This is a genomic window from Nocardia sp. CDC159, assembly GCF_023740735.1.
Classification (GTDB): domain Bacteria; phylum Actinomycetota; class Actinomycetes; order Mycobacteriales; family Mycobacteriaceae; genus Nocardia; species Nocardia pulmonis.
On sequence record NZ_JAMRXH010000008.1, the window covers coordinates 50959 to 76383 of the forward strand.

Consider the following 25425-nt stretch of genomic DNA (forward strand, 5'->3'; position numbering starts at 1 on the left):
CTCAATGACCGAGAAAGGGCAGCACCGCGGCGGCGAACTGACGATAGCGGTCGCGATGGATGCTGTGCCCGCAGGCGAATGCCTCGACCGCGCAGTCGGCGACGCTGGTGCGGAAGACCTCCAGCTTCTCGGGATCGACCATGCCGCCCGGGCCGCCGCGCAGCATCAGGGTGGGGGCCGTGATCTCCGACAACCGCTCCCACCACTCCGGATTCGGCTTACGGAACTGCTCCAGCGCGATCCGGGTCATCGACCGGTCGAAGGCCAATACGGCCCGCGGATGCCGGAGCAGGCTGCTGGTGGCGTGCCAGAGTTCGGGCGGGGTGGGCAGGCGACGGGTGAGGGTGAGCTGTTCGTCGCCGGAACGCAGGGGCAGCGGCTGCTCCTCGATCACCAGGCGGCGGACCAGCCCGGGGCGCTCGATGGCCACGCACGACACCGCGTAACCGCCCAGCGAATGTCCGACCAGATCGACGGCGGTCAGTTCGAGCCGATCGCACAGCCGCAGCACATCGGCGCCGAACTCCTCGAAGCGGTAGGACTCGGTGTGCGCGCTGCGACCGTGGCCGCGCAGATCGGGAATGATCACCCGGCGACCCAGCCGCACCAGGCGGCGGGCGAAGCGGTCCCAGGTGTGACCGTCGCCACCCATGCCATGCACGAGCACCACCGGAACATCGGAGCGGGGATGGTCGACGGTCGCCGGGCCGGAATCGCGATAGGCGATCAGCACGCCGTTCAGCGGCACCCGGGTAACGGTCGACTCCACGATTTGCCAGGATACGGGTTCGCCGACGGCGTCGTCGCAGCTTGTGCCGCTCGTCATAGCCGGAACGCATGGCTCGCGGCTGCCCGAAACTCGCTGGGCCGCCCGACGCCCACGCGCAATACTGCGAACATGCCGAGCTTCGCCGATTTCGACAGCCGCAACTATCGCACCGTCGACGTCGCCACCGGATACGACGGATGGGCGCCGACCTATGAGCAGACGGTCATGGACGAGATGGATCTGGCACTGCTGGATCGGCTGCGGCATCCGCGATGGGGACGGATCGGCCGAGCCGCCGACCTCGGCTGCGGGACCGGCCGCACCGGCGCGTGGCTGCGCGGGCGGGGCATCGACCGCATCGACGGCGTGGATCTGAGCGCGGGCATGCTGGCCCGGGCCCGGGAACGTGGCGTGCACGACTCGCTCGCGCTCGGCGATGTGCGCGATACCGGGTTGGACAGCGGCGCTTATGATCTGGTGATCTGCTCGCTCATCGACGAGCATCTGCCCGAACTGGGCCCGCTGTACGACGAGGCGCGCAGGCTGGCCGCGCCGGGGGCGATATTCGTCTCGGTCAGCTATCACCCGCAGTTCATCATGGTGACCGGCATGCCGACGCATTACACCGACGCGTCCGGCGAGTCGCTGGCGATCAGCACCCATCTGCACCTGTTCAGCGATCATGTGAACGCCGGGGTGGCGGCGGGGTGGCGCCTGGCCGAGGCCACCGAGGCGGTGGTCGACGACGGCTGGCTGGCGGCGAAGCCGAAATGGGCTCGGCTGCGCGGACATCCGTTCACGATGGCGCTGGTGTGGACGCTGTCGGAGTAGCAGCGGGCGCACCGGTTTCGGCATTTTTGTCGGTGGTGGATGGGATGCTTCGGGCATGGATTGGAAAATCGAGCTCGTCGCCATTCCCGTCACCGATGTGGACCGCGCCAAGGACTTCTACACCAGGATCGGTTTCAACGCCGACTACGACCAAAGCCCCACCGAGGACATCCGTTTCGTGCAGCTCACTCCGCCCGGCTCGGGCTGTTCGATCTGCATCGGCAAGGGCATCACGCAGGCCGCGCCGGGCAGCGTCGAGGGTATGCAGATGGTGGTCGCCAGCGCCGAGGAGGCGTATCGGCAGCTGGTTGCCGCGGGTGTCGACGCCACCCCGGTGAAGGACGAGGGCTGGGGGCTGTTCACGTATTTCGCCGATCCCGACGGCAACAAGTGGGCGGTGCAGGAGCTGCCGAAACAGGGCTGACGGTCATTCGTAGAGGCCCTCGACATGCCAGCTTCCGGCGTAGCCGAGCAGCAGCAGGACACGGAATTGCTCGTCGAGCATGACCTGGGCACGGATGGCGTAATCGCCGGGGCGGTCGCCGGACCACCAGCGCTCGTCCAGCAGCCAGGGACCGGCCCAACCGGTCACCGCCCACTGCTTGCCGCCCCAGCGCAGCCGGGCCGGTTCGGCGGTGAACAGCCCGCGCTCGCTGATCCACACGCCCGTGCCGTCATCGGCCTCCAACATCACCTCCGGATGGCTCATCAGCACCACGGCCGGTGTCGGTGGCGGAAGCCTTCCGGGCCAGGGCGATTCGGGATCCGTCGCGGGGACGGGTTCGTCGCCGAGCGCCACCAGCGTGATCCGCTCGGCGGGACCACGCCCACCACTGAGCACCCCGATCCGCACCGCCTCCCCACCCAGCAGTCCCTGCACCCGCACCAGCGCCCGGCGGGCCCGCTCGTCCTCCTCCCCGACCCCGCCCCACAGCCCGAGCTGCAGCGCCCCGGCCGCCACCACCTCGACCGGTTCCAGTCGCAGCAGGATGATCGGCGCGCTGGGCACCGATTTCGGGGTGGTCGACTTTGCCGTATCGGTTGGAGTGGGCGCGGTGCGGGGTGGGTTCTCCTTCGCCGGAACGGGTTTCGATGTGCTCGGCCGGGCCGGAGAGGGGGTTGGATCGGCCTCGGGGGTCGCGCGGCCGTGGATTCTGCCGAAGGCCGCGTCGGGGTTCGGGGTGGCGCCGGTCAGGGTGCGGTGGGTGAGCCAGCCGTCCAGTTGCCAGCGGATGCGGTCGGCGGTGCCCTCGGGGGTGAGGGGTTCGGCGCAGCGCCAGATGCGGGAGAGTTGTTCTCCCGCGGCGGTTTCGGCGATTACCGCCAGGCGGGTGCAGGCCACGCCCGCGGCGGAGAGGCGGTCGTGCAGATGGGTGGCCAGCAGGCGGCCCGCGAAGGCGGCGGCGTCGACGCGCTCGATCGGCGGGTCGCAGTGGTATTCGACGGTCAGGTCCGGGGCCGGTGGGCGGGACGAGGGCGGGCGCTCGGGTTCGGCGCGGGCGCAGCGGTGTGCGCGGATGGCGTCGGCGTCGAAGCGGGAGGCGACCTCGGCGGGGGTGAGGGCGGCGAAATCACCGATGCGACGTAAACCCAAGCGGTGCAGGAGATCCACCAGCTCCTCGCGCTCGGGAGCGGCCAGGCTGGGCTCCAGCGCGAGTTCGGCGACCGGCAGGGGTGCGAGGAAGTTCGCGCCGCTCCCCGGCGCGACGATGGCGGCGCGGCGGGCCGCGATCACCGCGGTGGACAGCTCGTCGGCGATACCGATCTGGCACTCCACCCCAACCGCCGCGACGGCATCGATCAGCCGTTCGGCCGCCGCCTCCTCGGATCCGAAGAACCGGGCGGCACCGCGCGCACCCAGTACGAGCAGTCCCGGGCGCAACACCTCCACCCCGGGCACGGTCGCGTCCACGGCCGCCACCACCGGCTCGAACAGTCGCGCGTCCCGATCCGGATCCGCCTGCGCCACATACATATCCGGACACCGCGCCTGCGCCTCCCGCCGCTTCAGCCCCCGCCGCACCCCCGCCCCGCGCGCCACGGCGGAACACGCGACCACCCGATTCGCATGCAAAACCACCACCGGCCGAATAGGCGGCACATCGCCCACCGCCGCGGCGGCAACAGCGGGCCAATCCGGGCACCACACGGCCAGCACCCGCGCCCCGCTCCGCTTCCTCACCCGCACAGCCGACCTCGCCCGAAGCCCCCGCCGCCCGGCCTGGGGGCCGGACGGCGGGGGGCATGGAAGCTCCACCCGAGGGCCGGACGGAAGGAAACGAAGTTATGAGGCGACATCGCCGACGGGCTCCAGCGATGGTGGGGTATTCGGTTGGGGGGTAAGCCATTCCACGCGGTCGTTGCGGGGGCACAGGGTGAGGCGGCCGGTGCGGGGTGGGGTGGAGCGGGTGCGGACGGAGACGTTGAGGTGGATGGTGTGCAGGCGGCCGCGGCCGCGGGACAGGCCCTCGTAGCCCGCTATGCGGCTATCGATGCGGAGGGTGGCGCCGGTCCAGGCGCCGCCGGTCACCACGAGGGTGGCACCCTTGCTGCGGGCGCGGGCGGCGAGGACGCGGGTGCGGCTGGGCGGGACCGAAATGCCGCCCAGGCCGAGTACGACCAGGTCCAGACCGTCGAGCAACACCGCGGCGATCTCGACGGGATCGGGACCGGGATCGGGGACGACCGCCAGTTTGCCCAATTGGGCGCCCATTTCGGCCGCGGCGAGCAGGCCCAGGCGCGGCAGGCCGACGGCCGCGGCATGACCGCCGCTACCGGTGACCGCGGCCAGCAGACCCGCCAGCAGCGATGTCGCACCCGAGTACGCCACCACCGAACCTTTGGCCAGACCGCCCTCGGGCAGCAGCCCTACCAGCGCGGACGGTACGGGTAGCGGTTCTCGTCGCAGCTCGGCGGCCGAGGGCAGCCGTCCGGCCGTCATCGCGCCGCGGGCCGGAATCGCGGCCATGCGCCGCCGCAGCTCGGCCAGCCGCTCCGCTGTCGAGGTATCAGGCGAACCCATCTTCGACCACCACTCTCCTACCGATGGACTCCCGCCGACGCCGGACCGATACTTCACAGCACCGATCCAGCTATCGATTCGAATCGAATATACGTTCGATTCATCCTCAGTAGAACCCCACCCCCCGATCCCGTCAAGCGCCACGCGCACAACCTCGAGTTCCGAAGCAGGCCAGTCAGGATGGTTTTCCGCTATCCTCGCGCCGTGACTGAACGCGCCCGCCCCATCGTCGGCCCCGATTATCTGGTCGCCGGACGCTATCGCCTGCAGTCGAAGCTCGGCGGCGGCGGCATGGGCGCGGTGTGGCTGGCCCACGACCGGCTACTCGATCGCGACGTCGCCATCAAACAGGTGTTGTCCACGGCCGGACTCAGCGAGGACGAGGCCAACGAGGTTCGCAACCGCATCATCCACGAGGGCCGGGTCGCGGCGAAACTGTCGCACGAACACGCCATCGCCGTCTACGACGTGGTGCTCGAGGCCGGTGAGCCGTGGTTGGTGATGGAGTACCTGCCCTCGCGCAGCGTGGCCAAGGCGCTGGCGCTGGTGGACGTGCTGCCGCCGATCGAGGTCGCCCAGATCGGCGCGCAGGTCGCCGACGCGCTCGCGGCCGCGCACGCCGCGGGCATCGTGCATCGCGACATCAAGCCCGGCAACATCCTGGTCGCCGATCGCGGCGCCGAGGTGGGCAAGGTGAAGCTCAGCGACTTCGGCATCTCCAGCGGCGCCGGGGATCCGTCCGACGATGCGGATGACACGATCACCGGAACGCCCGCCTATCTGCCGCCGGAGGTGGCGCGCGGATACAAGCCGACCGCCGCCAGCGACGTATTCTCGCTCGGCGCAACGCTTTACACCGCCGTCGAGGGCCAGCCACCCTACGGGTTCCACGAAGACAACAACGTGATCGTCGAGCGTGCGGCCATGGCGCAGATCATTCCGCCCAGTCGCAGCGGCGCGCTCACCGAGGTGCTGCTGCACATGATGGAGCCCGCACCGCAACGCCGCCCGAGCATGGCCGAGGCGCGCAACGAAATCCTCACCGCCGCCTTCGGTCCCGGCACCGGGCCCTACATCCTCGGCGCCCCCGTGCGCACCGAGGACGGCACGATTCCCGCCTGGGCGGCCCGCAACTCCGCCAGCGGTCTGCGCAGCCCACACTCCACGCCGCTGCCGCGTCCGCCGCGCGCGGTGTCGCCGAGTGCGCCCGCGCCGCAACGGAAATCGAACGGCGGAATCAAGATCGGCAACCTCGGGCCCAATGCCGCACCGCTGGCGATCGCGGTCGGCCTGCTCATCGGGCTGCTGATCCTGATCGTCGTCCTCGTCGCCGTGATGTGAGCGCCGGACGAAGGTTCAGTCGATGCGCCGGCGATGCGCCCAGCGGGTGAGCGCGTTTCGGTTGGACTGCTGCGTCTTTCGCAGAACGTTGGAGGCGTGGGTCTCCACGGTCTTCACCGAGATGAACAGGGTCTCGGCGATTTCGCGGTAGGTGTAGCCGCGAGCGAGCAGGCGCAGCACCTCGAGTTCGCGCGGGGTGAGGGAATCCAGTTCGGGATCCAACGGCGGCTCCGGCGCGGGTGAGCGGCCGGTGAACGAGTCGAGCACGAAACCCGCCAGCCGCGGACTGAACACCGCGTCCCCGCCCGCCACCCGCCGAATCCCGTCCGCCAGTTCGGATCCCGAGATGGTCTTGGTGACATAGCCGCGGGCGCCCGCGCGGATCACCGCGATCACGTCCTCGGCCGCATCGGACACGCTCAGCGCCAGGCACACCGGGCTCTGCCTGCGGGAACCCTGCGTCTCCTCCGACCCCTGACCGTTCGGCCGGTCCTCGATACCCTGCAGCACCGCGACCCCGCCGCCGTCGGGCATGTGCACATCGAGCAGCACCACATCCGGCCGGGTGGACCTGATCCCGGCAATGGCCTCGCTCACCCCACCGGCCTCCCCGACCACCTCCATATCGGATTCACGGCTCAGTTCGGCCCGCACGCCGGAGCGGAATACGGCATGGTCATCGACCAGAAAGACCCGGATTGTCACTGTTCTCCTCCACCTCGAGCCGAAGCCGCCGGGCGCGCAGATCGCCCACTCATCGGTACCACACCACACCCGGGTCCGCTGGTATCCAGGTCACGAGCCGGACGTCCGCGCACGACAAACATAGGATCAACTCGGGTCGGTCGGGGTGATACCTACCCGGCCTATTCGTCGAGTTCGAGCACCTCGGCAGCACAGCCGTGCCGGGCCTGGCCGCCAAACCCATCATCGATCCGATGGCCGCCGTGTGCGATATCAACGAGATGACCACGCACGAGCCGAAATTGGCGAAGCTGGGCTACCACCCTCGAGCCGACCTGGATGAGCGGGCGGCTGTCCTACCCGCGCGCCGAGCTGGATGGGACCCGTACCACCATCCGCACGTCGTGCGCGCGGCGGACTGGGACGACCAGAACGAGCGGTTCCCGCGAGACCACCTGCGCACTCATCCGGAGGCTGCCGCCGAATACGCCGCCCGTGAACGGCAACTGGCGCCCAGCTCTGATCCAGCGCCTGGTCGACGAGGCCCGCACCACACGCGGCCTGCCGCTGGTGCCGGTTTGGGTGGACTGAGCGCAGGCCCGAACCTATCGACCGCGCTGGAAGTTGCTCGCGGGCTCCCCCACGTGGCCGTTCGCGGACCCCTCGGCCGGGGTGGCATCGTCGGCGGGTTGCCCCGCGGCCGCTTCGGTGGGCTCCCACATCGGCTCGTCGACCGACTCCTGGCCCTCGGAGTCGTTGCGAGGCAGACTGATTCGCACCTCGGTGCCGCGGCCGGGAGTGGACTTGACCTCGACCGTGCCGCCGCGGCGTTCGATGCGGGCGTGAATGGACTTGGCCAGGCCCTGGCGATCGGCGGGGACCGCGGCGGGATCGAAGCCGGTGCCGCGGTCGCGGACGAAAATGCTCACCTGATGCGGCTCGACCTCCGCGAACAGGTCGATGGTCGGTACCCCGGCGTGTTTGGCGGCGTTCACCAGCGCCTCGCGGGTGGCGCCGAGCAGGGCGGTGAAATGTTCCTTGGGCAGGCCGAAACCGGTGTCGCCCGGATCCATCGACACATCGCCGACGGTCACCGGAGTCACCTGCACCCCGTGCTGGTCCTCGACCTCACCGGCGATGGTGCGCAGCGCCGCGGCCAGGCTGGATTCGACGGGCATGGAGTCCTCGAACAGCCATTTGCGCAGTTCGCGCTCCTGGCTGCGGGCCAGCCGCGTGACTTCCTGCGGGTCGTAGGCCTGCCGCTGGATCAGCGCCAGCGTCTGCAATACCGAGTCGTGCAAATGGGAGGCGATCTCCTCGCGTTCCTCGTTGCGGATGCGCGCGGCCCGTTCGGCATTCAGCGCGCGCATCATGCGCAGCCACAGCGGGACGGTCAGCAGCCCGACGCCGATCAGCGTCACCGCGACCGCGATGAGCGCCGAGCCCAACGAACTCAGATTGATTCGGGCCAGCACCACCACGCCCAGCCCGACCACGATCAGCGTCACTCCGGCCAGGATGCGGGTCCAGGTCAAAACGGTCGGGCGCGCGGGCAATCCGAGGATCGAGCGCGGCCCCTCCGCATCGAATTCCCGCCACACCAGCGCGGCGCCCACCGCGACCACGATGATCGGCCCGAGCACATGGGCGATGGTCCCGCTGAACAACCAGGTCAGCGACACCCACAGCCCCAGCCCGAGCAGGGCCAGGCCGACCGCCTGCCGCCGTTCGGCGGGCGACAGCGGCGGCGCGTCCCCGCCCGCGGGCGCGAAGATCCACAGCATGCCGTAGGCGACGATCCCGGCGCCCAGCAGCGCGGACAACAGCACGAACGCCATCCGTACCTTGAACACGTCGACCCCGAGATGGTCGGCGATACCGCCCGCGACGCCCCCGACGACCCGCCCCCCGGATCGCCGCATCAATCGCGGAGTCGTCGGCGCGGGGGCGGCGGCTCCGCGCGCATCGAACGCGGGCATGGACGGGTACATGCCTTCGATAGTGGCACGGCGCACCGACAGCGACCATCCGGAATCACCCCCATTTCGACGGTGGCGACACGGTTGAGGTGGGCCGATCACCCGCGCGTCGGGCAGATCGTCGCCCCGTTGACGACCCGGCGAGATCGCACCCGGATCGCTGGCATGCACCCGTCGCCGGAAACGAAATCAGGAGCCCACTCAGGGTGAACCCCGATGCAATCCGAGCCGCTGACCAGCCACCATGGAGAACATGACGAGAGCGAGCGGGTGGGCCGGGGGCTCCGGCCGGACCGGATTCAACGAACAGTTGCATCATCTGTGGCGGACCCGGCCGGTGCGACAGCCGCGGCTGGGTCCCTTCGCGGGAGTCGCGGCCGGATTCGGCCAGCGGTACGGGGTCGATCCCGTCTTGATTCGGGTGGCGTTCGTGGTATCGACGCTGTTCGGCGGGGCCGGGATCGTGCTGTATCTCGCGGCGTGGTTGTTCCTGCCCTCGGCCGATGATCAGGTTTCGCCCGTCGAGGGGCTGCTCAACAAGGGGCATGCCACGCAGTCACCCACCAAGACGATCGTGTTGATCGTCGCGCTGGCGATCGCGATCAGCACGATGGGGCCGGTCGGGGTCGGGCTCGGTGGGTCGGGGCTGATCAGCTTCGTGCTCATGCTGGCCGGATGGTGGCTGCTGTATCTGCGGCAGGCCGAACCACCCGTCGGTTATGCCGGGCTGCCCGACGGTGATATCGCCGCGACCGGATATCCGGGCACGATGTTCCCGGGTGGGTCGCCGTGGGCGGCGAGCCCGTACGGGCCCTATACCAAGCTGCCCGATCACTATGAGCCCGACCAGCCGAAAGCGGCTGCGGGGCCGAATGTTTCGGAGACCGCGCCCACCGAGGTCGTCTCGCGCGACACCGAGGTACTGCCCCGGGACACCGCGGTATTGCCGCGTGACGAAGCGACCGATGCCGATACGGCGGTGCTGCGGCACGACGCGCCGACCGGCAAGCAGGATGCGGCGGACGAGACGACGGTGGTGCTGGGAAAAGCCCCGGCTCCCGCTGACAAATCCGAAGCGGCACAGCGGATCACGCCCGGCGCCCCGCCCACTCGCACCGTCTCCGACCCCCTCCGGTTCGGCCCCACCCCGCCCGGCTGGGATCCGCTCGGCGTCGCCCCGCTGGCCTGGGATCTGCCCGAACCCGCTCCCGCTCGACCGGTCGTGGCACCGCCGCCGCCCCGGCGACCGCGCTCCCGGCTCACCCCGGTGGTGATCGGACTGGCGATCCTCGCCGCCGCGGCGGCCGGTGTGGTGGCCGCCTCCGGGATCGAATGGATGACCCCCGCACGGATCGGCGCGGTGGCGCTGGCGGTGGTCGGGCTGGGGCTGGTGGTCGGCGCGTTCCTGCGGCGCGGCTGGGGCCTGATGGTGGTGCTCGCGCCGCTGGCGGGCTTCGTCATCCTGGCCTCGCTGGTCGGTCCGATCCAATTCGACCAGGGCGCCATGGGTGATCAGGAGTGGAAGCCGACCACGACGAGCGAACTGCTACCGGCCTACAGCGTGTCCATGGGCTCGGGCACGCTGGATTTGCGCTCGCTGAATCTCACCGAGGACAAAACGGTGCACGTGCCGGTGAAGATGGGCGATGCCCGGATCCTGGTGCCGTCGAATATGCGACTGCACGCCATCTGCAACACGAAGATGGGCAACGCTCAGTGTCCCTCGGGATACAGCGGACCCCCGAGCGGCCCCACGCTCACCCTCAACGTCGTCGTCCACGCCGGAAATGCGGAGGTGATCCATGAGTGAGAATTCCGAAACCCGTCGCGGGCCGTCGTTTTCGCTGCTGCTGGCGGGGGTGCTGGCGCTGCTGGTGAGCGTGTGGGCGTTCATCGGACCGTCCGCCTGGCCCGCGCACAGCGCGGTGCCAATCGGCTGGATCGTGGTCGGCGTGGCCATCCTGGTCGGGGTGATCATGGTGATCTCGCCCCGCAGGAAGAGGGAGTGACTCCGGCGAAAAGCGTGCCGGAGCCGAGAGCCAATAAATGGCCGGGGCTCGGATCCGAGTGGATCCGAGCCCTTCGCGCGTCAGCGCATCCGACAGAAGCTGCCGTAGTGATCGCCGGTGTACCAGGCCGTTCCGATATCACCGGTGACGATCCGCTCGGCATCGCGCGACTGCCCCGGCTTCTTCCGGTTGACGTCCCACTCGAGATAGTGGATGGTCCGGCCGCCGTCCGTGCGCGGCAGCCTACCCTCGCGGTTCTGCCAGGTGGTGCCGCCCTTGGTGCCGGAGCCGTCGTTCGGCGGCCACTGCCCCGCATCGATCAACTGCAAGGTGTGCCAGGCCCGATCCGGAACCGAGCAGCCCTGCAGCTGAATATCCTCCCCGGCCTGCGTCGACCCACCCAGCAGCACCGTCATCGCGGCGAATACGGCCAGGACGGCCGTGGCGAGCGCCTTGGAACCCCGCATCGTCAACTACCTCGCAACAGTCGTCGGTGATCTCGGCGCCAATCTGGCACGCCGGACTGAACCACCGAGACCGCCGACCCCACGTTACTGTTGCGAACTAGTGAAATCTGTTGCGCGCTACGCCCGCCGACTCACTCCCACTCGATGGTCCCCGGCGGCTTGCTGGTGACGTCGAGGACCACCCGGTTGATCTCCGCCACCTCGTTGGTGATTCGGGTGGAGATGCGTTCGAGCACCTCGTAGGGCAGCCGGGTCCAATCGGCGGTCATGGCGTCCTCGCTGGAGACCGGGCGCAGCACGATCGGGTGACCGTAGGTCCGGCCGTCGCCCTGCACGCCGACGCTGCGCACATCGGCCAGCAGCACCACCGGACACTGCCAGATCTGCTTGTCCAGTCCGGCCGCGGTCAGTTCCTCGCGCGCGATGGCATCGGCCTGGCGCAGCGTGTCGAGCCGGTCGCGGGTCACCTCGCCGACGATGCGAATCGCCAGGCCCGGCCCCGGGAATGGCTGGCGCGCAACGATTTCCTCGGGCAGGCCCAGCTCCCGGCCGACCGCGCGGACCTCGTCCTTGAACAGCAACCGCAGCGGCTCGACCAGCTCGAACTCGAGATCCTCGGGCAGGCCGCCGACATTGTGATGGCTCTTGATGTTCGCGGTGCCCGAGCCCCCGCCGGACTCGACCACATCCGGGTAGAGCGTGCCCTGCACGAGGTACTCCACCGACGAGGTGCCGCCCGCCTCCTGCACGATCCCGGCCACGGCGTCCTCGAACGAGCGGATGAACTCCCGCCCGATGATCTTGCGCTTCTCCTCCGGATCGGTGACGCCCTTCAGCTCGCCGAGGAATTTGTCCACCGCGTCGACGGTCACCAGCTTGGCTCCGGTCGCGGCGACGAAATCGCGCTGGACCTGCTCGCGCTCCCCCGACCGCAGCAGGCCGTGATCGACGAAGACACAGGTCAACCGGTCGCCGATGGCCCGCTGCACCAGCGCCGCGGCGACCGCGGAGTCGACGCCACCGGACAGGCCGCAGATCGCGTGTCCGTCGCCGACCTGCGCGCGCACCTGCTCGACCAGCGCATCGGCGATATTCGCGGGCGTCCAGGTCGCCTTGATTCCGGCCATCTCGTGCAGGAACCGGCTCAGCACCTGCTGGCCGTGCGGGGAATGCAGCACCTCGGGGTGGTACTGCACCCCGGCCAGGCGGCGCTGGGTGTTCTCGAAGGCCGCGACCGGGGCGCCCGGGGTGGTGCCGGTGACCGCGAACCCGGCCGGGGCGTCGGTCACCGCATCGCCGTGGCTCATCCACACCGGCTGGATGGTGGGCAGTCCGCCGTGCAGGACACCGCCGTCGATGTTCAGCTCGGTGCGGCCGTATTCGCGGGTGCCGGTGTGGGCGACCGTACCGCCGAGGGCCTGGGCCATGGCCTGGAAGCCGTAGCAGATGCCGAAGACCGGGATGTCCAGGTCGAACAGCCGCGGATCCAGCCGCGGCGCGCCCTCGGCGTACACGCTGGCCGGACCGCCGGACAGGATCACCGCGAGCGGCTGCCGCTCGGCGATCTCCTCGACGGTCGCGGTGTGCGGAACCACCTCGGAGTACACACTGGATTCGCGCACCCGCCGCGCGATCAACTGCGCGTACTGCGCCCCGAAGTCGACGACGAGAACTGGTCGCTGGGTTTCTGCCACTGACATAGTCTAAATAGCCGGTCCGCCTCCCCGAGCTTCAGGCCATACCAGTTGGATGCCGCTCGGGCTGGTCACGGGTCCTGCGTCGGATGCCGGGCAAGCTTTGGGCGTGCCCGATGGGTTACCCAGGTACTCCCGAAATGTGTCGTCGCCCGACCTGGCCGACGGGCGGGCGAGCGCGAATCTCTCTCTGGCGCAACGGGGGTGGTCGGCGAATCGGCAGCAGCCGGTCGGTTCGATAACGATCTTCCAGGCCCATCGATCCGCGCGCGCAACCCGCCCGTGTGCGGGGGCCGAGCCAGCTATTCTCGTGCTCGTGCCATTCGCCCGCGCGATCGATGCCGAGATCCATTACGAGGACAGTGGCGGCGACGGCCCGGTAGTGCTGCTCGGGCACGAATTCTTCATGGACCGAACCATGTTCGGCTCCCAGGCCGCCGCGCTGTCCCCGGAATTTCGCATCGTCGCCTGGGATGCCCGCGGTCACGGGCGCACTCGCGACGAGGGGCTGCCGTTCACCTACTGGACCGCGGCCCGCGACGCGCTGACCGTGCTGGATCAGCTCGGCGTCGAACGCGCCGTGGTCGGCGGCATCTCCCAGGGCGGGTTCAGCGCCATGCGCACCGCGCTGCTAGCGCCCGACCGGGTTGCGGCGCTGATCCTCATCGCCACCGAGGCGCATGCGCCCACCGCACAGGAACTGGCGAATTCGCGCCGCTTCCTGGACAAGTGGCATGAGCCCGCCGCGCGGCAGACGCTGGCCGAACATCTCGCGCAGTGGCTAATCGGTGACGACGAGTGGTACCGCGCGCTGTGGACCAAGCGCTGGCTGGCCCGCGATCCGGTGGCCCTCGAGGTGGCCGCGGGCTGTCTGCTCGCCCGCGATTCGGTGCTGGACCGGCTGCCCGAGATCACCTGCCCCGCACTGGTGATCCACCCGACCGGGGCGGGCATCGCGCGGGCGCACGCCCTGGAAACGGCTCGCGGCCTGCCGAATTCACGCTACGTCGAGATCGAGGGCGCGCCCCAGGCGGCCAATATGACCCATCCCGACCAGGTCAACGCCGCCATCCGCGAATTCCTCCGCGACCAGGTCTGCACACAGACGAGCTGAGGACCACTCAGAGCGACAACTGATTTCGCGAGCAGACCAGTCAGAGCGGGCACCCAACTGGTACGGCCGAAAACGCGCAGAGGCGGCCGAGCGTCAGGCGCGAACGCTCAGGCCGACCTTCTGGAACTCCTTGAGCTCGCAGTATCCCGCCTTGGCCATCGAACGGCGCAGGCCACCAACCAGATTCACCGAACCCCACGGATCGCTGGACGGACCATAGAGCAGTTGCTGCAGCGTGGGGCGCTCGTCCTCGTCGGCGAACTTCAGCAGCGCCCCGCGCGGCACCGACGGGTGCGCGGCCGCCGAGGGCCAGTACCAGCCGCGGCCCGGGGCCTCCTGGGCCAGCGCGAGCGGCACGCCGACCATGGCGGCGTCGGCTCCGCAGGCGATGGCCTTGGCCAGCTGGCCCGACGAGACGATGTCGCCGTCGGCGATGACGTGCACGTAGCGGCCGCCGGTCTCGTCGAGATAGTCGCGACGCGCGGCGGCGGCGTCGGCGATGGCGGTGGCCATGGGCACGCCGATGCCGAGCACCTCGCCGGTGGTGGTGGCGCCCGGGGTGGAGCCGTAGCCGACGATCACCCCGGCCGCGCCCGTGCGCATCAGGTGCAGGGCGGTGCGGTGATCGCTCACCCCGCCCGCGACCACGGGCACGTCCAGCTCGGCGATGAAGGTCTTCAGGTTCAGCGGCTCACCGTCGCTGACGTGCTCGGCCGAGATGATGGTGCCGTGCACGACCAGCAGGTCGATCCCGGCCTGCACCAGCGACGGAGTGAGTGCGCGGGCGTTCTGCGGGCTGACCCGGACCGCCACGGTGACCCCGGCGGCGCGCACCTGCGCGACGGCCGCGGCCAGCAGATCCGGCTGCATGGGCGCGGCGTGCAGCTGCTGCAGCAGCGCGACGCCCGCCTCGGTGCCCTCCTTCTCGGCCACCTCGATGAGCTGGTCGATGCGCGCGGCCACATCGGCGTGCCGCGCCCACAGCCCTTCGCCGTTGATGACGCCCAGCCCGCCCAGGCGGCCGAGCTCGATGGCCAGCTCCGGCGAGACCAGCGCGTCGGTCGGATGGGTCACCAGCGGGATGTCGAAGCGATAGGCGTCCAGCTGCCAGGACAGCGAGACCTGTTTGGACGAGCGGGTCCGCCGCGAGGGGACGATGTCGACATCGTCCAGTTCGTAGGTACGCCGGGCGGTCCGGCCCATGCCGATCTCGACCATGTCGCGCACTGGTAGTTCTCCTTTGTGTGTGCTGCCAGGCCTGCTCGTCAGGGGTCGTTCGACCTGGCGTACCCGCCGAGGCGGGCTCTTACTGCTCAGCGTCCCATCCCGCCCCGATATGGGCACACGCCGACACCCGGTGTCCGCCTCGAAAGGGAAGACCGAGCGCTTCCCCGCAGGTCACCCCGCACGGTTTGCGGCCGCCCCGTCGTTCCGCGCCCGCGATGCAACGAAGGAGCGAGCGGCGGGTGCTGAACGACGGGGTCACGAGGCCGCAAACCCGCGGAGCGAAGCGGAGCAAAAATTACCGCGTTGTGTAGTTGGGCGCCTCGACCGTCATCGTGATGTCGTGCGGGTGGCTCTCCTTGAGCCCGGCCGCGGTGATCTGCACGAACTGTGCCTTCTGCAGGTCGGTGATGTTCTGCGAGCCGGTGTAGCCCATGGCCGCGCGCAGGCCGCCGACGAGCTGGTGAATGACCTGGTTGACCGGGCCGCGGAACGGAACCCGGCCCTCGATGCCCTCGGGCACCAGCTTGTCCTCGGCCAGCACGTCGTCCTGGAAGTAGCGGTCCTTGGAGTAGGACTTGGCCTGGCCGCGGCCCTGCATGGCGCCCAGCGAACCCATGCCGCGGTAGCTCTTGAACTGCTTGCCGTTGACCAGGATCAGATCACCCGGCGATTCGGCGGTACCGGCCAGCAGCGAGCCGAGCATGACCGTGGACGCGCCCGCGGCGATGGCCTTGGCGATGTCACCGGAGTACTGCACACCGCCGTCGGCGATGACCGGCACCCCGGCCGGGGCACAGACGGCCACGGCCTCGAGGATCGCGGTGATCTGCGGTGCGCCGACACCGGCCACCACGCGGGTGGTGCAGATCGAGCCGGGGCCCACGCCCACCTTCACCGCATCCACACCGGCCTCGACCAGCGCGGCCGCCCCGGCGCGAGTGGCGACGTTGCCGCCGACCACCTGGATGGTCTCGCCCACTTCGGCTTTCAGCTTGGAGACCATCTGCAGCACCTGGGCCTGATGGCCGTGGGCGGTGTCCACGATCAGTACGTCCACGCCCGCGTCGCGCAGCGACATGGCACGCGACCAGGCGTCCTCGCCGACGCCGACGGCCGCGCCGACCAGCAGGCGGCCGTCGCGGTCCTTGGTGGCGTTCGGGTACTGATCGGTCTTGACGAAGTCCTTGACGGTGATGAGCCCGCGCAGCCGTCCGTTGCCGTCGACGATCGGCAGCTTCTCCACCTTGTGGCGACGCAGCAGGCCCAGCGCGGCCTCGGCGGTGACGCCCTCCTGCGCGGTGATCAGCGGGGCCTTGGTCATCACATCGGCGACGCGGCGGTTCTGATCCACCTCGAAGCGCATATCGCGATTGGTGATGATGCCGACCAGCTCACCCGTCTCGTCCACCACCGGCAGGCCCGAGATGCGGTAGCGCGCGCACATGGCGTCGACCTCGGCGAGGGTGTCGGTGGGGCGGCAGGTCACCGGATTGGTGACCATCCCCGCCTCGGACCGCTTCACCGTCTCCACGGCCGAGGCCTGTTCGGCGGCGGACAGATTGCGATGCAGCACGCCCATACCACCCGCGCGAGCCATCGCGATCGCCATGCGCGCCTCGGTGACGGTGTCCATCGCGGAGCTCACCAGCGGGGTGCGCAGCGTGATCTCACGGGTCAGCCGGCTGGAGGTGTCCACCGTGCTGGGGATCAGATCCGAAGCGGCCGGCAGCAACAGCACGTCGTCGAACGTCAGGCCGAGCATCGCGATCTTGTTCGGATCGTCACCACCCGTAAGAGGGCGTACGGCTTCGCCCATCACGGGACTAGTCATCGGATCGACCCCTCCTGGACCTCGAAAGCAACGATCCGGGATCGGCCCGGATCGCGAACAACTGACGGATTGGCGGAGCCGAAGATCGATACCCGGCACCTTGTTATAGACATGGTATCGGCCCGGGTCGACACCGAGTGCGCCGCCTCCGTCCCGACGCGCCCCGGCCGGATCCGGCTGTAGCCCATCTCACATGGCGACACACCGGTTGCCAGGTGTTGTCGACACGCCGAATGCCCGATGTGCCGCAGTACCGGGCCGAATTGCTGCGACAGGCGCGTCAAAATGCCGACAGCGCTGGCGCGGAGGGGGTGGTTCTGCGTACCGTGGGATTGTGCGTGACCATCTACCACCTGGCCTGCCGCCGGATCCGTTCGCCGGAGATCCCTCCGACCCGTCGGCCGCGCTCGATGCCATCGAGCCGGGGGAACCGCTGGATCCTCATGAGCGCCTAGCGGTCGAGGAGGATCTCGCCGATCTCGCGGTCTACGAGGCGCTGCTGGCGCACCGCGGCATTCGCGGACTCGTGGTCAGCTGCGAGGATTGTCGGCAGGACCATTACCACGATTGGGACATGTTGCGCGCCAACCTGCTTCAGCTGTTGGTCGACGGCACCGTGCGCCCGCACGAACCCGCCTATGATCCGCAGCCCGAGGCCTACGTGACGTGGGACTACTGCCGCGGCTACGCCGATGCGTCGATGAACGAGGCGCTGCACGGCGACGGGTTCGACGGTTTCGACGCCTGACGGCGGATATCTTCCTCCGGTGGCCGGATGCCACCGAGCGGGTGCGTCTGCGCCCGGTGCCGCGTGAGCGCGCGAGCCGAATAGGCCCCGATACGAAAAGACCGACCGCCAGCGGCGATCGGTCGATGTGAATGCCCGCCCAACGTACAGGCGGGCGCGTTCTCCAATTAGTTGACACCCCCGGGCAGAATGCCACCCGGCAGGATGATCGAGGTGGGCACCACAGGTCCCGGCGGTTGCACGGTCGCCTGGATCGGCGGAGTCACCGGCCCGGTAGGTACCGCTCCACCGGTCCCCGGAGAGGCGATGGAGGTCGGTACCGTCGGGTCGTTGGTCGGCGGCTGTCCGGTCGGGGGAATCGTGGTCGGCGGGACGGCCGTGGTCGGCGGCTGCACGGGTGTGGTCGGCACATTGCCGGTCGGTTCGGTGCCGTTGGTGGGATCGTCCGGTGACGTACCCATGATGCGAGGATCGGGAATCGGCTTGGTGTCGGTCTTACCTGCCGGTTGTTCCTTCGTCGGCGTGACCTTGCTCGGCGGCGTGAGCGGATCGCTGGTGCCCTTGGGGATCGTTTGCTCCAACTGCTTCTGCAGTTCCGGCGGCAGCTGGGCGAACAGTTCGCGCAGCTTCTTCTCCAGATCGCTCTTGCGCGCCGGATCGCTGACCTGGGTCGCATTGTCCTGGGCGCTGACCAGCGCCTCCTTCGCCTTCTGCGGGTCCTTCTGCCGCAGCGCGGTCTGGGCCTCGTCCAAGGCACTGTCCGCACGCTGGACGATGGTGGTCTGCGCCTGCTGGCTGAACACCACCTCCTTGAACGGCCATAAAGGATCGCCGGGCTGCGCACCGTAGGAAAACGCCGTGACACCACCGAAGATCACGGCCACCGCGGCCGCCGCACCCAGAATCGGGCGGGCCAGCCGCAAATGCCGTCGCCGGCTCGGGTTGTTCCGCGCCTGCCGGTACCCGGCCTCCTGATTGACCGCCGCGACAATGGTGTCCAGATCCGGTCCGGCCGGCATCGGGGCCTCGACGATCTCGGCCCGCCAGTTCGCGAGCAGGCTCGCGAGCTGATATTCCTCGGCACTGTCGGTCGCTACGGGTCCGTCGCCGGCAATGGCTTCGATGAGCGCATCGTCGCGGCGGACCGCGGCGATATCGACCGGTCCGGTGTCACCGGATGCCTCGGCATAGGGATCGCTGTCCTGCGATCCAAGCCGCGCCTTCCAGTCGCCCCGACCGCGCTCGCCATCCCTAGCCATACATTTCACCTGCCCTCGCCACTTGTGACTTGAGTTTCGCGAGCGCCCGATGCTGGGCCACTCGTATAGCACCGGCCGTACTGCCCACGGCAAGTGCTGTTTCTTCTGCTGACAGACCCATGACCAAACGCAGGATCAGAATCTCTCGATGTTTCTCCGGAAGCGTGGCCAGCAGGGAGTTCATCTGCCGGCTGGTTTCGGATTCGAGAGCGCGCTGCTCCGGCCCTTGGTCGGTGGATATGACATCTGGTACTTCGGCCATCGCGTCCGCCTTGTTACGGGCGGCATTGCGGTGAGCGTCGGCGACCTTGTGCGAAGCGATTCCGTACACGAATGCCATGAACGGCCGCCCCTGGTCCTGATAACGAGGCAGGGCGGTCATCACAGCCAAACAGACCTCCTGCGCAACGTCGTCCGCGGAGAGCTGCCCACGCTCCGCGGATCCGATCCGCGCGCGGCAGTAGCGCACCACCAGCGGGCGGATGATCTCCAGTACCTGGGCTAAAGCCGAACGATCGCCTTGCGCTGCGGCAGCGACGGCGGCGTCCAACTCCTCGCCCGTGTGCGTCATCGTCAGAGATATTCCTGGCGTTACAAGTGGCACGGTCGGTGTTGACCGGTGCTTCCGCCGGACGGCGGAACGGGTCCAACAATAGCGGCTTCAATCCTGAAGTTCGGCAACACCTGGGATCAGGCCTCGCCCAGAACCGTGTTCTCCGAACGCAATAGCCCACCTCGACCGGCCAAAGCCGCTACGAGCTGGGCGGCTTCGGCCGCGGCCACTCCCGCGACGGGGCCCGCCGCCACTCCGGAGCGGAGCATCGCGCACGCCCAGCGCAGCGGCAGCAGATCGTGTTCGCGGGTCTCCTCGGCCACCTCCGCGGCGAGGGTGAGCGAACGGCCCGGCGCACCGGCGGCGGCCGCTGCCGCCGCGAGCAGTAGACGGGACTTGACCCGGTGGCGCACCGAGGGCGCCGCATCGGCCAGTTCGACGGCCGCCTCGGCGTGGGCCAGCGCGGGGGCGTCGACCAGCGCGGGCGCGGCCAGCGCGGTCTCGGCGGCCACCCAGTGCCAGCGCAGCCGGGAACGCCAGCGTTGCGGCGATTCCCCTAAAAAGTCTCGGCAACGTTCCAGCAGCCGAACCGAAAGGGTCGGGCGGGCGGTGCCGAGTGCGTCGGCGGCGAGACCGGTCAACGCGTCGCAAACCGCCTCGGCGCCGTTCGAATCGACCCGGTCACCGGAGCGGCTCAGCTCCGGGAGCACCAGCGCCAGGGCGCGCCCGTCCAGCGCCGAGGCGCTTGCGTGCCAACCGAGTTGACGCAGCAACGAGGCCTCGGTACTGATCGCGAGCGAGACCAGCACGGGCTCGCGCGCGCTCCGGCGGACCCGCCCCAGCTGCGCCCGCGCCGCGGCGTAGCGGCCCTGACCGCCCAGTACGACCGCCCGCAGCCAGGCGTCGACGGCGCTGCCGACCGGCGGCGCCTCGGCGGCGGTGAGACCGGGGCGGGCCCCGAAGGCGGCATCGGCCCACACCGCGTGTCCTCGATCCGGCAGCCCGGCCGAGGAGATGGAGAACTCGTTCACGGCCCGCACTCTAACCAGCGCGCGGACGTGCGCATACGAACATCCGGCAACCGATCAGCGCCACCGAAGCCACCCCGGTGTTTCCACCACGTAAAACTATCGTGGGCTATCCCTCAGCACGTGTCTTAAGAATTCGTATGCTTTTCGGATAATTAACCTGCGCGCCTTGGTGCGGCCACCTCGAGCCCGGCGCGATTCCGCGCGACAGTGGCTCAGCCCACCTACCACATGGAACGGTCACATACCGACGATCAGCACTTCTGTCTGGAAAAATATGGCCCGAGCTGGCCTTTTATGATCTGTCAGCGGACGAGCCGGGACCAGACCCCTGTTGGCCAACCGATCAGTATCACCAGTGCGAGCGCGAAAGTAAATAGCATGAAGGTTAAATCTGGGGGCCGCCGACATTTCGATCGCCGACGGAGAAACTATTGACTCGATTTCGTCGTGCGTCCTAACGTACGTCATCGCCGTCGTTGGCGCCGCTCGAAAATGAGGGCGACCACGAACTGCGATCGCCGGACTTCCGACGATAACGGTCCGAGCCCGATCTCGGCGGATCCCATCCGGCCGCGCCGTGGTTCGGACAGACCGTTGCTAACAAAGCATCGCTCGACAACGCCGACGAGCTCGCACCACAAGGAGTTCACATGCCCATGCCCACCCATCTCCCTGGTCCGAACGCCGATGTCTGGGACTGGCAGATGCGCGGTTCCTGCCGCGGCGTGGACTCATCCGTGTTCTTCCATCCCGACGGCGAGCGTGGTCGGGCCCGCGCCCAGCGCGAGCTGCGCGCCAAGGAGATCTGCCGGACCTGCCCGGTGCTGATGCAATGCCGCAGCCACGCACTCAAGGTCAGCGAGCCCTACGGCATCTGGGGCGGCATGTCCGAGACCGAGCGAGAGCTGCACGCCCGGCGCAATCGGCGCCGCATGGCCGTCTGAGCCCCACCGTCGGGACCGTTCGGAAATTTGTCGCACCCTCGAGCCATCCGAACGCCCGGGCGCGCCGAATGCCTAGCAAACACCCGGCCACTGGAGCTGACGGCGGGTGAACAGATGAGGCGTGCGGGTTCGGTCGGCCACCGCCGATCCGTCCTGCCGTGCGATGGCCAGAAGCCTCGCCCAACCTGTTGTCCCGCATTCGGTTCTTGGCGTGTCACGGCGTGTCGTGTGCGAACACCGCCAGATGTGTCCGGATATGCCCGAAAGTCGCTGGGCGGCAGGAAATTTGCCGATACCCCAGCCGAAAGGAGGTCATAGCGGCACGCTACGGTAGTGGCCGATGACACAGAACGGAGCGTTGTGACAACGCGGCCGCCGGCCGCAGAGGGCGACTCGTTCCAGGAGCAAGTCGGGGAGAGCCTGGACTCTGCGGTGACGGCACGCGCAGCCGAAAGCGTCGAACTCGCCGCACTACTAGCACGGTGCGGGCGGGGTGATCAGCAAGCCTTCGCCGAGCTCTACGACCGTACGAGCGCTCGGGTCTTCGGCTTGGTCCTGCGTGTCCTACACGATCCCGGCTACGCGGAGGAGACGACCCAGGAGGTCTACCTCCAGATCTGGCGTACCGCAGCCAATTTCGACCCGGCCAAGGGTTCCGCGGTCACCTGGCTGATGACGCTCGCCCATCGTCGAGCGGTGGATCGCGTGCGCGCCGAGCAGGCGCATGCGCTCCGCGAGGTGGCCTACGGAGCGACCGGTCTGGGTAACGAATTCGACGAGGTCACCGAAGAGGTAGGACGAAGACTCGAGCAGCAGGCCGTGCTGGAGGGCCTCGCCACTCTGACGGAGACGCAGCGGGAGGCGATATCGCTGGCCTATTTCGGTGGCCGGACCTATGCGGAGGTTGCCGCCTATCTGGGCGTAGGGTTACCGACTGTTAAGTCCCGTATTCGTGACGGATTGACACGACTCAAGAAGAGTTTGGGAGTGACGTGAGATGAACGAAAGCCAGATCGATCTCGCGCACACGGTCGCGCTCGGATCGATCGGCGACGACGACCAGCGCGCGGTGCAGGAGTTACTCGACAGCGGTGATCCCGTGCTGCGCGCAGATTTCACCAGGGAAGTGCAGCAGACCAGGGACGCACTGGCCGAGTTCGCCTCGGCCGCCGCGACCCCACCGCCCGCGTCACTCCGTGATCGACTGCTCGCCGCGATTGCCGAAGACCAGACCGACCGCACACCGCACCCCTGCGGTTGCAACAACCGCGGGAATTCCGCGACCAAGCATTGATTTCCCGCGTCCGACAAGGCCGCACGGCGCCTGCGATACGGCGACGAGGCCTGCGACATCCGATGTCCGCTGACCGGCCGAACGACGGTGAACGAGGGGGCCGCCCGTTCGGGAGTCGACCGACGACCGCATACGGCATGCGAACGGGGGAACATCGAAAATACAACGGGCCGTTCACATCCGTGGATGTGAACGGCCCGTTCGTATGGCCTTGCTCAGTGGGCGTGACCGTGGTGATGGTCGCCCGCGGCTTCCTCGGCGGGCTTGTCGACCACGGCGCTCTCGGTGGTGAGCACCATGCGGGCGACCGAGACGGCGTTGAGGACCGCGGAGCGGGTGACCTTGACCGGGTCCACGACGCCGTCGGTGACCAGGTCGCCGTAGGACAGGGTGGCGGCGTTGAAGCCGTCCTTGCCCTCGGCCACCTTGCTGACCACGACCGCGCCGTCGACGCCCGCGTTGGAGGCGATCCAGTACAGCGGCGCCTGCAGCGCCCGGCGCACCACCTCGACACCGACGGCCGCATCGCCGGTCAGCGACTGCCGCAGCTCGGCCAGCTTGGCCGCGGCCTGCACCAGCGCGGTGCCGCCGCCGGGCACGATGCCCTCCTCCACCGCGGCCTTGGCCGCGCTGACCGCATCCTCGACGCGGTACTTGCGCTCCTTGAGCGCGGTCTCGGTGGCCGCACCGACCTTGATCACCGCGACGCCGCCGGACAGCTTCGCCAGCCGCTCCTCGAGCTTCTCGCGATCCCAGTCGGAGTCGGTGGCCTCGATCTCGCCGCGCAGCTGCGCGATCCGGGCGTCGATGGCCTCCTGGGTGCCCGCACCCTCGACGATCGTGGTCTCGTCCTTGCCGACCACGACGCGCCGGGCCTTGCCCAGCTGATCCAGGGTGGCCTCGCGCAGGGTGATGCCCAGATCGGGCTCGATCACCGTGCCGCCGGTGACGACGGCCAGATCCTGCAGGAACGCCTTGCGCCGGTCACCGAAGAACGGCGCCTTCACCGCGACGACCTTGAGCGTCTTGCGAATCGCGTTGACCACCAGGGTGGACAGCGCCTCGCCCTCGATGTCCTCGGCGATGATCAGGACCGGCTTACCGGATTCGGCGATCTTCTCCAGCAACGGCAGGAAGTCCGGCAGCGAGGAGATCTTCTCCCGATGCAGCAGCACGTAGGCGTCCTCCAGGACGGCCTCCTGCTTGTCCTGGTCGGTGACGAAGTAGCCCGACAGGTAGCCCTTGTCGAACTGCACGCCCTCGGTGACAACCAGCTCGGTGTGCAGGGTGGAGGCCTCCTCCACGGTCACCACGCCGTCCTTGCCGACGGTGGTCAGCGCCTTGCCGACCATCTCGCCGATCTCGGCGTCGCGCGAGGACACGGTGGCCACCTGCGCGATGGCCTGCTCGCCGGAGACCGGCTTCGCGGCGGCCAGCAGCGCCTGCGAGACCGCCTCGGCGGCCTTGCTCATGCCCTGTCCGAGGGCGATCGGGTTGGCGCCCGCGGCGATGTTCTTCAGGCCGCCCTTGATCAGCGCCTGCGCCAGCACGGTCGCGGTGGTGGTGCCGTCACCGGCGACGTCGTTGGTCTTGGTGGCGACGCTCTTGACCAGCTGCGCGCCCAAATTCTCGAACGGATCCTCGAGGTCGATGTCGCGGGCGATGGTGACGCCGTCGTTGGTGACCGTCGGGCCGCCGAAGGCCTTGGCCAGCACGACATGCCGACCGCGCGGGCCGAGCGTGACCTTGACGGCGTCGGCCAGCTTGTCGACGCCGCGCTCCATCGCCCGACGAGCCTTCTCGTCGAACTCGATCTGCTTTGCCATGTGTTGAGTCCTTGAATGTCAGAGGGAAACGACAACTGCCCCGATGCCCCTACGCGTGGTGGGACACCGGGGCAGCCCGTTACGACTCGATCCCGCTGCGCGCGGTCACTTGTCGACGACGGCCAGCAGGTCGCGCGCGGACAGGATCAGGTACTCCTCGCCGTTGTACTTGATCTCGGTGCCGCCGTACTTGCTGTAGATGACGGTGTCGCCTTCCTTCACATCCAGCGGGATGCGCTTCTCGCCCTCGTCATCCCAGCGGCCCGGGCCCACGGCGATGACGGTGCCCTCCTGGGGCTTCTCCTTCGCCGTGTCGGGGATGACCAGGCCGGAGGCGGTCGTCGTCTCGGCCTCGTTGGCCTGGACGAGGATCTTGTCCTCGAGCGGCTTGATGTTCACGCTCGCCACGTTGAGCCCTCCACTTTCAGGGGATTCGGTCGTCCGGGGCCGTTCCCCGGACTCACGGTTTCGGTCGTGTGTTGACCCTGGGCATAGCCCCGTCGTCGCGGGTGCCGGGACCCCTGCTCAGTAGTCAAGCTGGCATCTGAGCACATCCAGTGCCAACTAGCACTCTATACAGGAGAGTGCCAGCGCTCAAGGGAGGGTTGTGCTACCGGGTGCATCCGCCAGCAAGCGGACGGTCAAAAAATACTGAGCGTCTGACCAGGACGAATGGGTGTCCGGGGAGTGAAATTGGCACAAACGCGACACGCGCGCAGTACGTAGCAATCGATCCGAAAAAACTGTAACGTTCGGATAACGGATTGTGACACTATGGACGACGGCTCCGTGATGTTGCCTC

24 protein-coding genes and 1 pseudogene are annotated in these 25425 nt (G+C 68.8%); 11 read left to right on the forward strand and 14 right to left on the reverse strand.

What is annotated here, in order from left to right:
* Nucleotide 1: 1 nt before the first annotated feature.
* On the reverse strand, nucleotides 2–769 hold the full coding sequence (locus NDR87_RS19095; RefSeq protein ID WP_251914503.1) for an alpha/beta fold hydrolase: 768 nt from the start codon (nucleotides 767–769) through the stop codon (nucleotides 2–4).
* 129 nt (nucleotides 770–898) lie between these two features.
* Between NDR87_RS19095 and NDR87_RS19100 the strand changes: the two genes are divergently transcribed.
* Together NDR87_RS19100 and NDR87_RS19105 are read left to right on the forward strand one after the other, a co-directional pair.
* Nucleotides 899–1600 carry a class I SAM-dependent methyltransferase gene (locus NDR87_RS19100; protein WP_251914502.1) on the forward strand — a complete coding sequence of 234 codons (702 nt, stop codon included), beginning with the start codon at nucleotides 899–901 and terminating at the stop codon, nucleotides 1598–1600.
* A gap of 55 nt (nucleotides 1601–1655) precedes the next feature.
* Nucleotides 1656–2024 (forward strand): VOC family protein, encoded by a 369-nt coding sequence (locus NDR87_RS19105; RefSeq protein ID WP_251914501.1) that lies wholly within the window; start codon nucleotides 1656–1658, stop codon nucleotides 2022–2024.
* A gap of 3 nt (nucleotides 2025–2027) precedes the next feature.
* Here the strand turns inward: NDR87_RS19105 and NDR87_RS19110 are convergent, their stop codons facing one another.
* Together NDR87_RS19110 and NDR87_RS19115 are read right to left on the reverse strand one after the other, a co-directional pair.
* Nucleotides 2028–3782, reverse strand: a complete 1755-nt coding sequence (locus NDR87_RS19110; RefSeq protein ID WP_251914500.1) for a DNA polymerase Y family protein — start codon at nucleotides 3780–3782, stop codon at nucleotides 2028–2030.
* A gap of 102 nt (nucleotides 3783–3884) precedes the next feature.
* The gene (locus tag NDR87_RS19115) at nucleotides 3885–4622 is read right to left on the reverse strand and encodes a hypothetical protein (protein WP_251914499.1); all 738 of its coding nucleotides are present in this window, start codon (nucleotides 4620–4622) and stop codon (nucleotides 3885–3887) included.
* 180 nt (nucleotides 4623–4802) lie between these two features.
* Here NDR87_RS19115 and NDR87_RS19120 point away from each other — a divergent pair, with 180 nt between their 5' ends.
* Entirely contained in the window at nucleotides 4803–5963 is a 1161-nt protein-coding gene (locus NDR87_RS19120) for a serine/threonine-protein kinase (RefSeq protein WP_251914498.1), read from the forward strand.
* 15 nt (nucleotides 5964–5978) lie between these two features.
* Here the strand turns inward: NDR87_RS19120 and NDR87_RS19125 are convergent, their stop codons facing one another.
* Nucleotides 5979–6662: a response regulator transcription factor gene (locus NDR87_RS19125; RefSeq protein WP_251914586.1), complete on the reverse strand. Its 684-nt coding sequence runs from the start codon at nucleotides 6660–6662 to the stop codon at nucleotides 5979–5981.
* 185 nt (nucleotides 6663–6847) lie between these two features.
* Here NDR87_RS19125 and NDR87_RS37910 point away from each other — a divergent pair.
* Nucleotides 6848–7153: pseudogene (locus NDR87_RS37910) on the forward strand (GrpB family protein); the annotation flags it as partial.
* A 99-nt stretch (nucleotides 7154–7252) separates the two neighbouring features.
* On the opposite strand, the gene NDR87_RS19130 reads toward NDR87_RS37910, so the two are convergent.
* On the reverse strand, nucleotides 7253–8638 hold the full coding sequence (locus NDR87_RS19130; protein ID WP_372494228.1) for a PspC domain-containing protein: 1386 nt from the start codon (nucleotides 8636–8638) through the stop codon (nucleotides 7253–7255).
* 241 nt (nucleotides 8639–8879) lie between these two features.
* Here NDR87_RS19130 and NDR87_RS19135 point away from each other — a divergent pair, with 241 nt between their 5' ends.
* Both NDR87_RS19135 and NDR87_RS19140 read left to right on the forward strand, forming a co-directional pair.
* The gene (locus NDR87_RS19135) at nucleotides 8880–10436 is read left to right on the forward strand and encodes a PspC domain-containing protein (RefSeq protein WP_251914497.1); all 1557 of its coding nucleotides are present in this window, start codon (nucleotides 8880–8882) and stop codon (nucleotides 10434–10436) included.
* Nucleotides 10429–10635: a hypothetical protein gene (locus tag NDR87_RS19140; RefSeq protein WP_251914496.1), complete on the forward strand. Its 207-nt coding sequence runs from the start codon at nucleotides 10429–10431 to the stop codon at nucleotides 10633–10635. Before NDR87_RS19135 ends, NDR87_RS19140 begins: the two co-directional genes overlap by 8 nt.
* A gap of 80 nt (nucleotides 10636–10715) precedes the next feature.
* Here the strand turns inward: NDR87_RS19140 and NDR87_RS19145 are convergent, their stop codons facing one another.
* Both NDR87_RS19145 and guaA read right to left on the reverse strand, forming a co-directional pair.
* Complete coding sequence (locus NDR87_RS19145) at nucleotides 10716–11102, reverse strand: ribonuclease domain-containing protein (protein WP_251914495.1); 387 nt, start codon at nucleotides 11100–11102, stop codon at nucleotides 10716–10718.
* 131 nt (nucleotides 11103–11233) lie between these two features.
* Nucleotides 11234–12802, reverse strand: coding sequence for a glutamine-hydrolyzing GMP synthase (gene guaA, locus NDR87_RS19150; RefSeq protein ID WP_251914494.1), 1569 nt, complete (start codon nucleotides 12800–12802; stop codon nucleotides 11234–11236).
* 310 nt (nucleotides 12803–13112) lie between these two features.
* Here guaA and NDR87_RS19155 point away from each other — a divergent pair, with 310 nt between their 5' ends.
* On the forward strand, nucleotides 13113–13910 hold the full coding sequence (locus NDR87_RS19155) for an alpha/beta fold hydrolase (RefSeq protein WP_251914493.1): 798 nt from the start codon (nucleotides 13113–13115) through the stop codon (nucleotides 13908–13910).
* A 93-nt stretch (nucleotides 13911–14003) separates the two neighbouring features.
* On the opposite strand, the gene NDR87_RS19160 is transcribed toward NDR87_RS19155, so the two are convergent.
* Nucleotides 14004–15137 (reverse strand): GuaB3 family IMP dehydrogenase-related protein, encoded by a 1134-nt coding sequence (locus tag NDR87_RS19160; protein WP_251914492.1) that lies wholly within the window; start codon nucleotides 15135–15137, stop codon nucleotides 14004–14006.
* Nucleotides 15138–15432: 295 nt separating this feature from the next.
* Entirely contained in the window at nucleotides 15433–16968 is a 1536-nt protein-coding gene (guaB, locus tag NDR87_RS19165; protein ID WP_251914491.1) for an IMP dehydrogenase, read from the reverse strand.
* Nucleotides 16969–17302: 334 nt separating this feature from the next.
* Between guaB and NDR87_RS19170 the strand changes: the two genes are divergently transcribed.
* On the forward strand, nucleotides 17303–17716 hold the full coding sequence (locus NDR87_RS19170) for a DUF5319 domain-containing protein (RefSeq protein ID WP_062512720.1): 414 nt from the start codon (nucleotides 17303–17305) through the stop codon (nucleotides 17714–17716).
* A gap of 167 nt (nucleotides 17717–17883) precedes the next feature.
* Here NDR87_RS19170 and NDR87_RS37385 read toward each other — a convergent pair whose 3' ends face one another.
* The 3 genes from NDR87_RS37385 to NDR87_RS19185 form a co-directional block, all read right to left on the reverse strand.
* Complete coding sequence (locus NDR87_RS37385) at nucleotides 17884–18975, reverse strand: anti-sigma-D factor RsdA (protein WP_286013766.1); 1092 nt, start codon at nucleotides 18973–18975, stop codon at nucleotides 17884–17886.
* Nucleotides 18968–19546 (reverse strand): sigma-70 family RNA polymerase sigma factor, encoded by a 579-nt coding sequence (locus tag NDR87_RS19180; protein ID WP_062512718.1) that lies wholly within the window; start codon nucleotides 19544–19546, stop codon nucleotides 18968–18970. Before NDR87_RS19180 ends, NDR87_RS37385 begins: the two co-directional genes overlap by 8 nt.
* A 119-nt stretch (nucleotides 19547–19665) precedes the next feature.
* Nucleotides 19666–20559, reverse strand: a complete 894-nt coding sequence (locus NDR87_RS19185) for a hypothetical protein (protein ID WP_251914490.1) — start codon at nucleotides 20557–20559, stop codon at nucleotides 19666–19668.
* Nucleotides 20560–21209: 650 nt separating this feature from the next.
* On the opposite strand from NDR87_RS19185, the gene NDR87_RS19190 reads away from it, so the two are divergent.
* From NDR87_RS19190 to NDR87_RS19200, 3 genes are all read left to right on the forward strand, one after another.
* Nucleotides 21210–21503 carry a WhiB family transcriptional regulator gene (locus NDR87_RS19190; RefSeq protein WP_251914489.1) on the forward strand — a complete coding sequence of 98 codons (294 nt, stop codon included), beginning with the start codon at nucleotides 21210–21212 and terminating at the stop codon, nucleotides 21501–21503.
* Between the two features lie 420 nt (nucleotides 21504–21923).
* The gene (locus NDR87_RS19195) at nucleotides 21924–22499 is read left to right on the forward strand and encodes a sigma-70 family RNA polymerase sigma factor (protein WP_251914584.1); all 576 of its coding nucleotides are present in this window, start codon (nucleotides 21924–21926) and stop codon (nucleotides 22497–22499) included.
* Between the two features lies 1 nt (nucleotide 22500).
* On the forward strand, nucleotides 22501–22797 hold the full coding sequence (locus tag NDR87_RS19200; RefSeq protein WP_251914488.1) for a hypothetical protein: 297 nt from the start codon (nucleotides 22501–22503) through the stop codon (nucleotides 22795–22797).
* A gap of 215 nt (nucleotides 22798–23012) precedes the next feature.
* Here NDR87_RS19200 and groL read toward each other — a convergent pair whose 3' ends face one another.
* Both groL and groES read right to left on the reverse strand, forming a co-directional pair.
* Entirely contained in the window at nucleotides 23013–24623 is a 1611-nt protein-coding gene (gene groL / locus NDR87_RS19205) for a chaperonin GroEL (protein ID WP_251914487.1), read from the reverse strand.
* A gap of 105 nt (nucleotides 24624–24728) precedes the next feature.
* Entirely contained in the window at nucleotides 24729–25031 is a 303-nt protein-coding gene (gene groES, locus NDR87_RS19210; RefSeq protein WP_195107235.1) for a co-chaperone GroES, read from the reverse strand.
* Nucleotides 25032–25425: the final 394 nt, after the last annotated feature.

What these genes read in the sequence shown, in the direction of transcription:
- NDR87_RS37385 (WP_286013766.1), bottom strand. Translation starts at nt 18,975, where the DNA reads ATGGCTAGGGATGGCGAGCGCGGTCGGGGCGACTGGAAGGCGCGGCTT.
- NDR87_RS19135 (WP_251914497.1), top strand. Translation starts at nt 8,880, where the DNA reads ATGACGAGAGCGAGCGGGTGGGCCGGGGGCTCCGGCCGGACCGGATTC.
- guaB (WP_251914491.1), bottom strand. Translation starts at nt 16,968, where the DNA reads ATGACTAGTCCCGTGATGGGCGAAGCCGTACGCCCTCTTACGGGTGGT.
- NDR87_RS19200 (WP_251914488.1), top strand. Translation starts at nt 22,501, where the DNA reads ATGAACGAAAGCCAGATCGATCTCGCGCACACGGTCGCGCTCGGATCG.
- groL (WP_251914487.1), bottom strand. Translation starts at nt 24,623, where the DNA reads ATGGCAAAGCAGATCGAGTTCGACGAGAAGGCTCGTCGGGCGATGGAG.
- NDR87_RS19115 (WP_251914499.1), bottom strand. Translation starts at nt 4,622, where the DNA reads ATGGGTTCGCCTGATACCTCGACAGCGGAGCGGCTGGCCGAGCTGCGG.
- NDR87_RS19190 (WP_251914489.1), top strand. Translation starts at nt 21,210, where the DNA reads ATGCCCATGCCCACCCATCTCCCTGGTCCGAACGCCGATGTCTGGGAC.
- NDR87_RS19100 (WP_251914502.1), top strand. Translation starts at nt 899, where the DNA reads ATGCCGAGCTTCGCCGATTTCGACAGCCGCAACTATCGCACCGTCGAC.
- NDR87_RS19180 (WP_062512718.1), bottom strand. Translation starts at nt 19,546, where the DNA reads ATGACGCACACGGGCGAGGAGTTGGACGCCGCCGTCGCTGCCGCAGCG.
- NDR87_RS19120 (WP_251914498.1), top strand. Translation starts at nt 4,803, where the DNA reads ATGGTTTTCCGCTATCCTCGCGCCGTGACTGAACGCGCCCGCCCCATC.
- guaA (WP_251914494.1), bottom strand. Translation starts at nt 12,802, where the DNA reads ATGTCAGTGGCAGAAACCCAGCGACCAGTTCTCGTCGTCGACTTCGGG.
- NDR87_RS19130 (WP_372494228.1), bottom strand. Translation starts at nt 8,638, where the DNA reads ATGTACCCGTCCATGCCCGCGTTCGATGCGCGCGGAGCCGCCGCCCCC.
- NDR87_RS19140 (WP_251914496.1), top strand. Translation starts at nt 10,429, where the DNA reads ATGAGTGAGAATTCCGAAACCCGTCGCGGGCCGTCGTTTTCGCTGCTG.
- NDR87_RS19105 (WP_251914501.1), top strand. Translation starts at nt 1,656, where the DNA reads ATGGATTGGAAAATCGAGCTCGTCGCCATTCCCGTCACCGATGTGGAC.
- NDR87_RS19145 (WP_251914495.1), bottom strand. Translation starts at nt 11,102, where the DNA reads ATGCGGGGTTCCAAGGCGCTCGCCACGGCCGTCCTGGCCGTATTCGCC.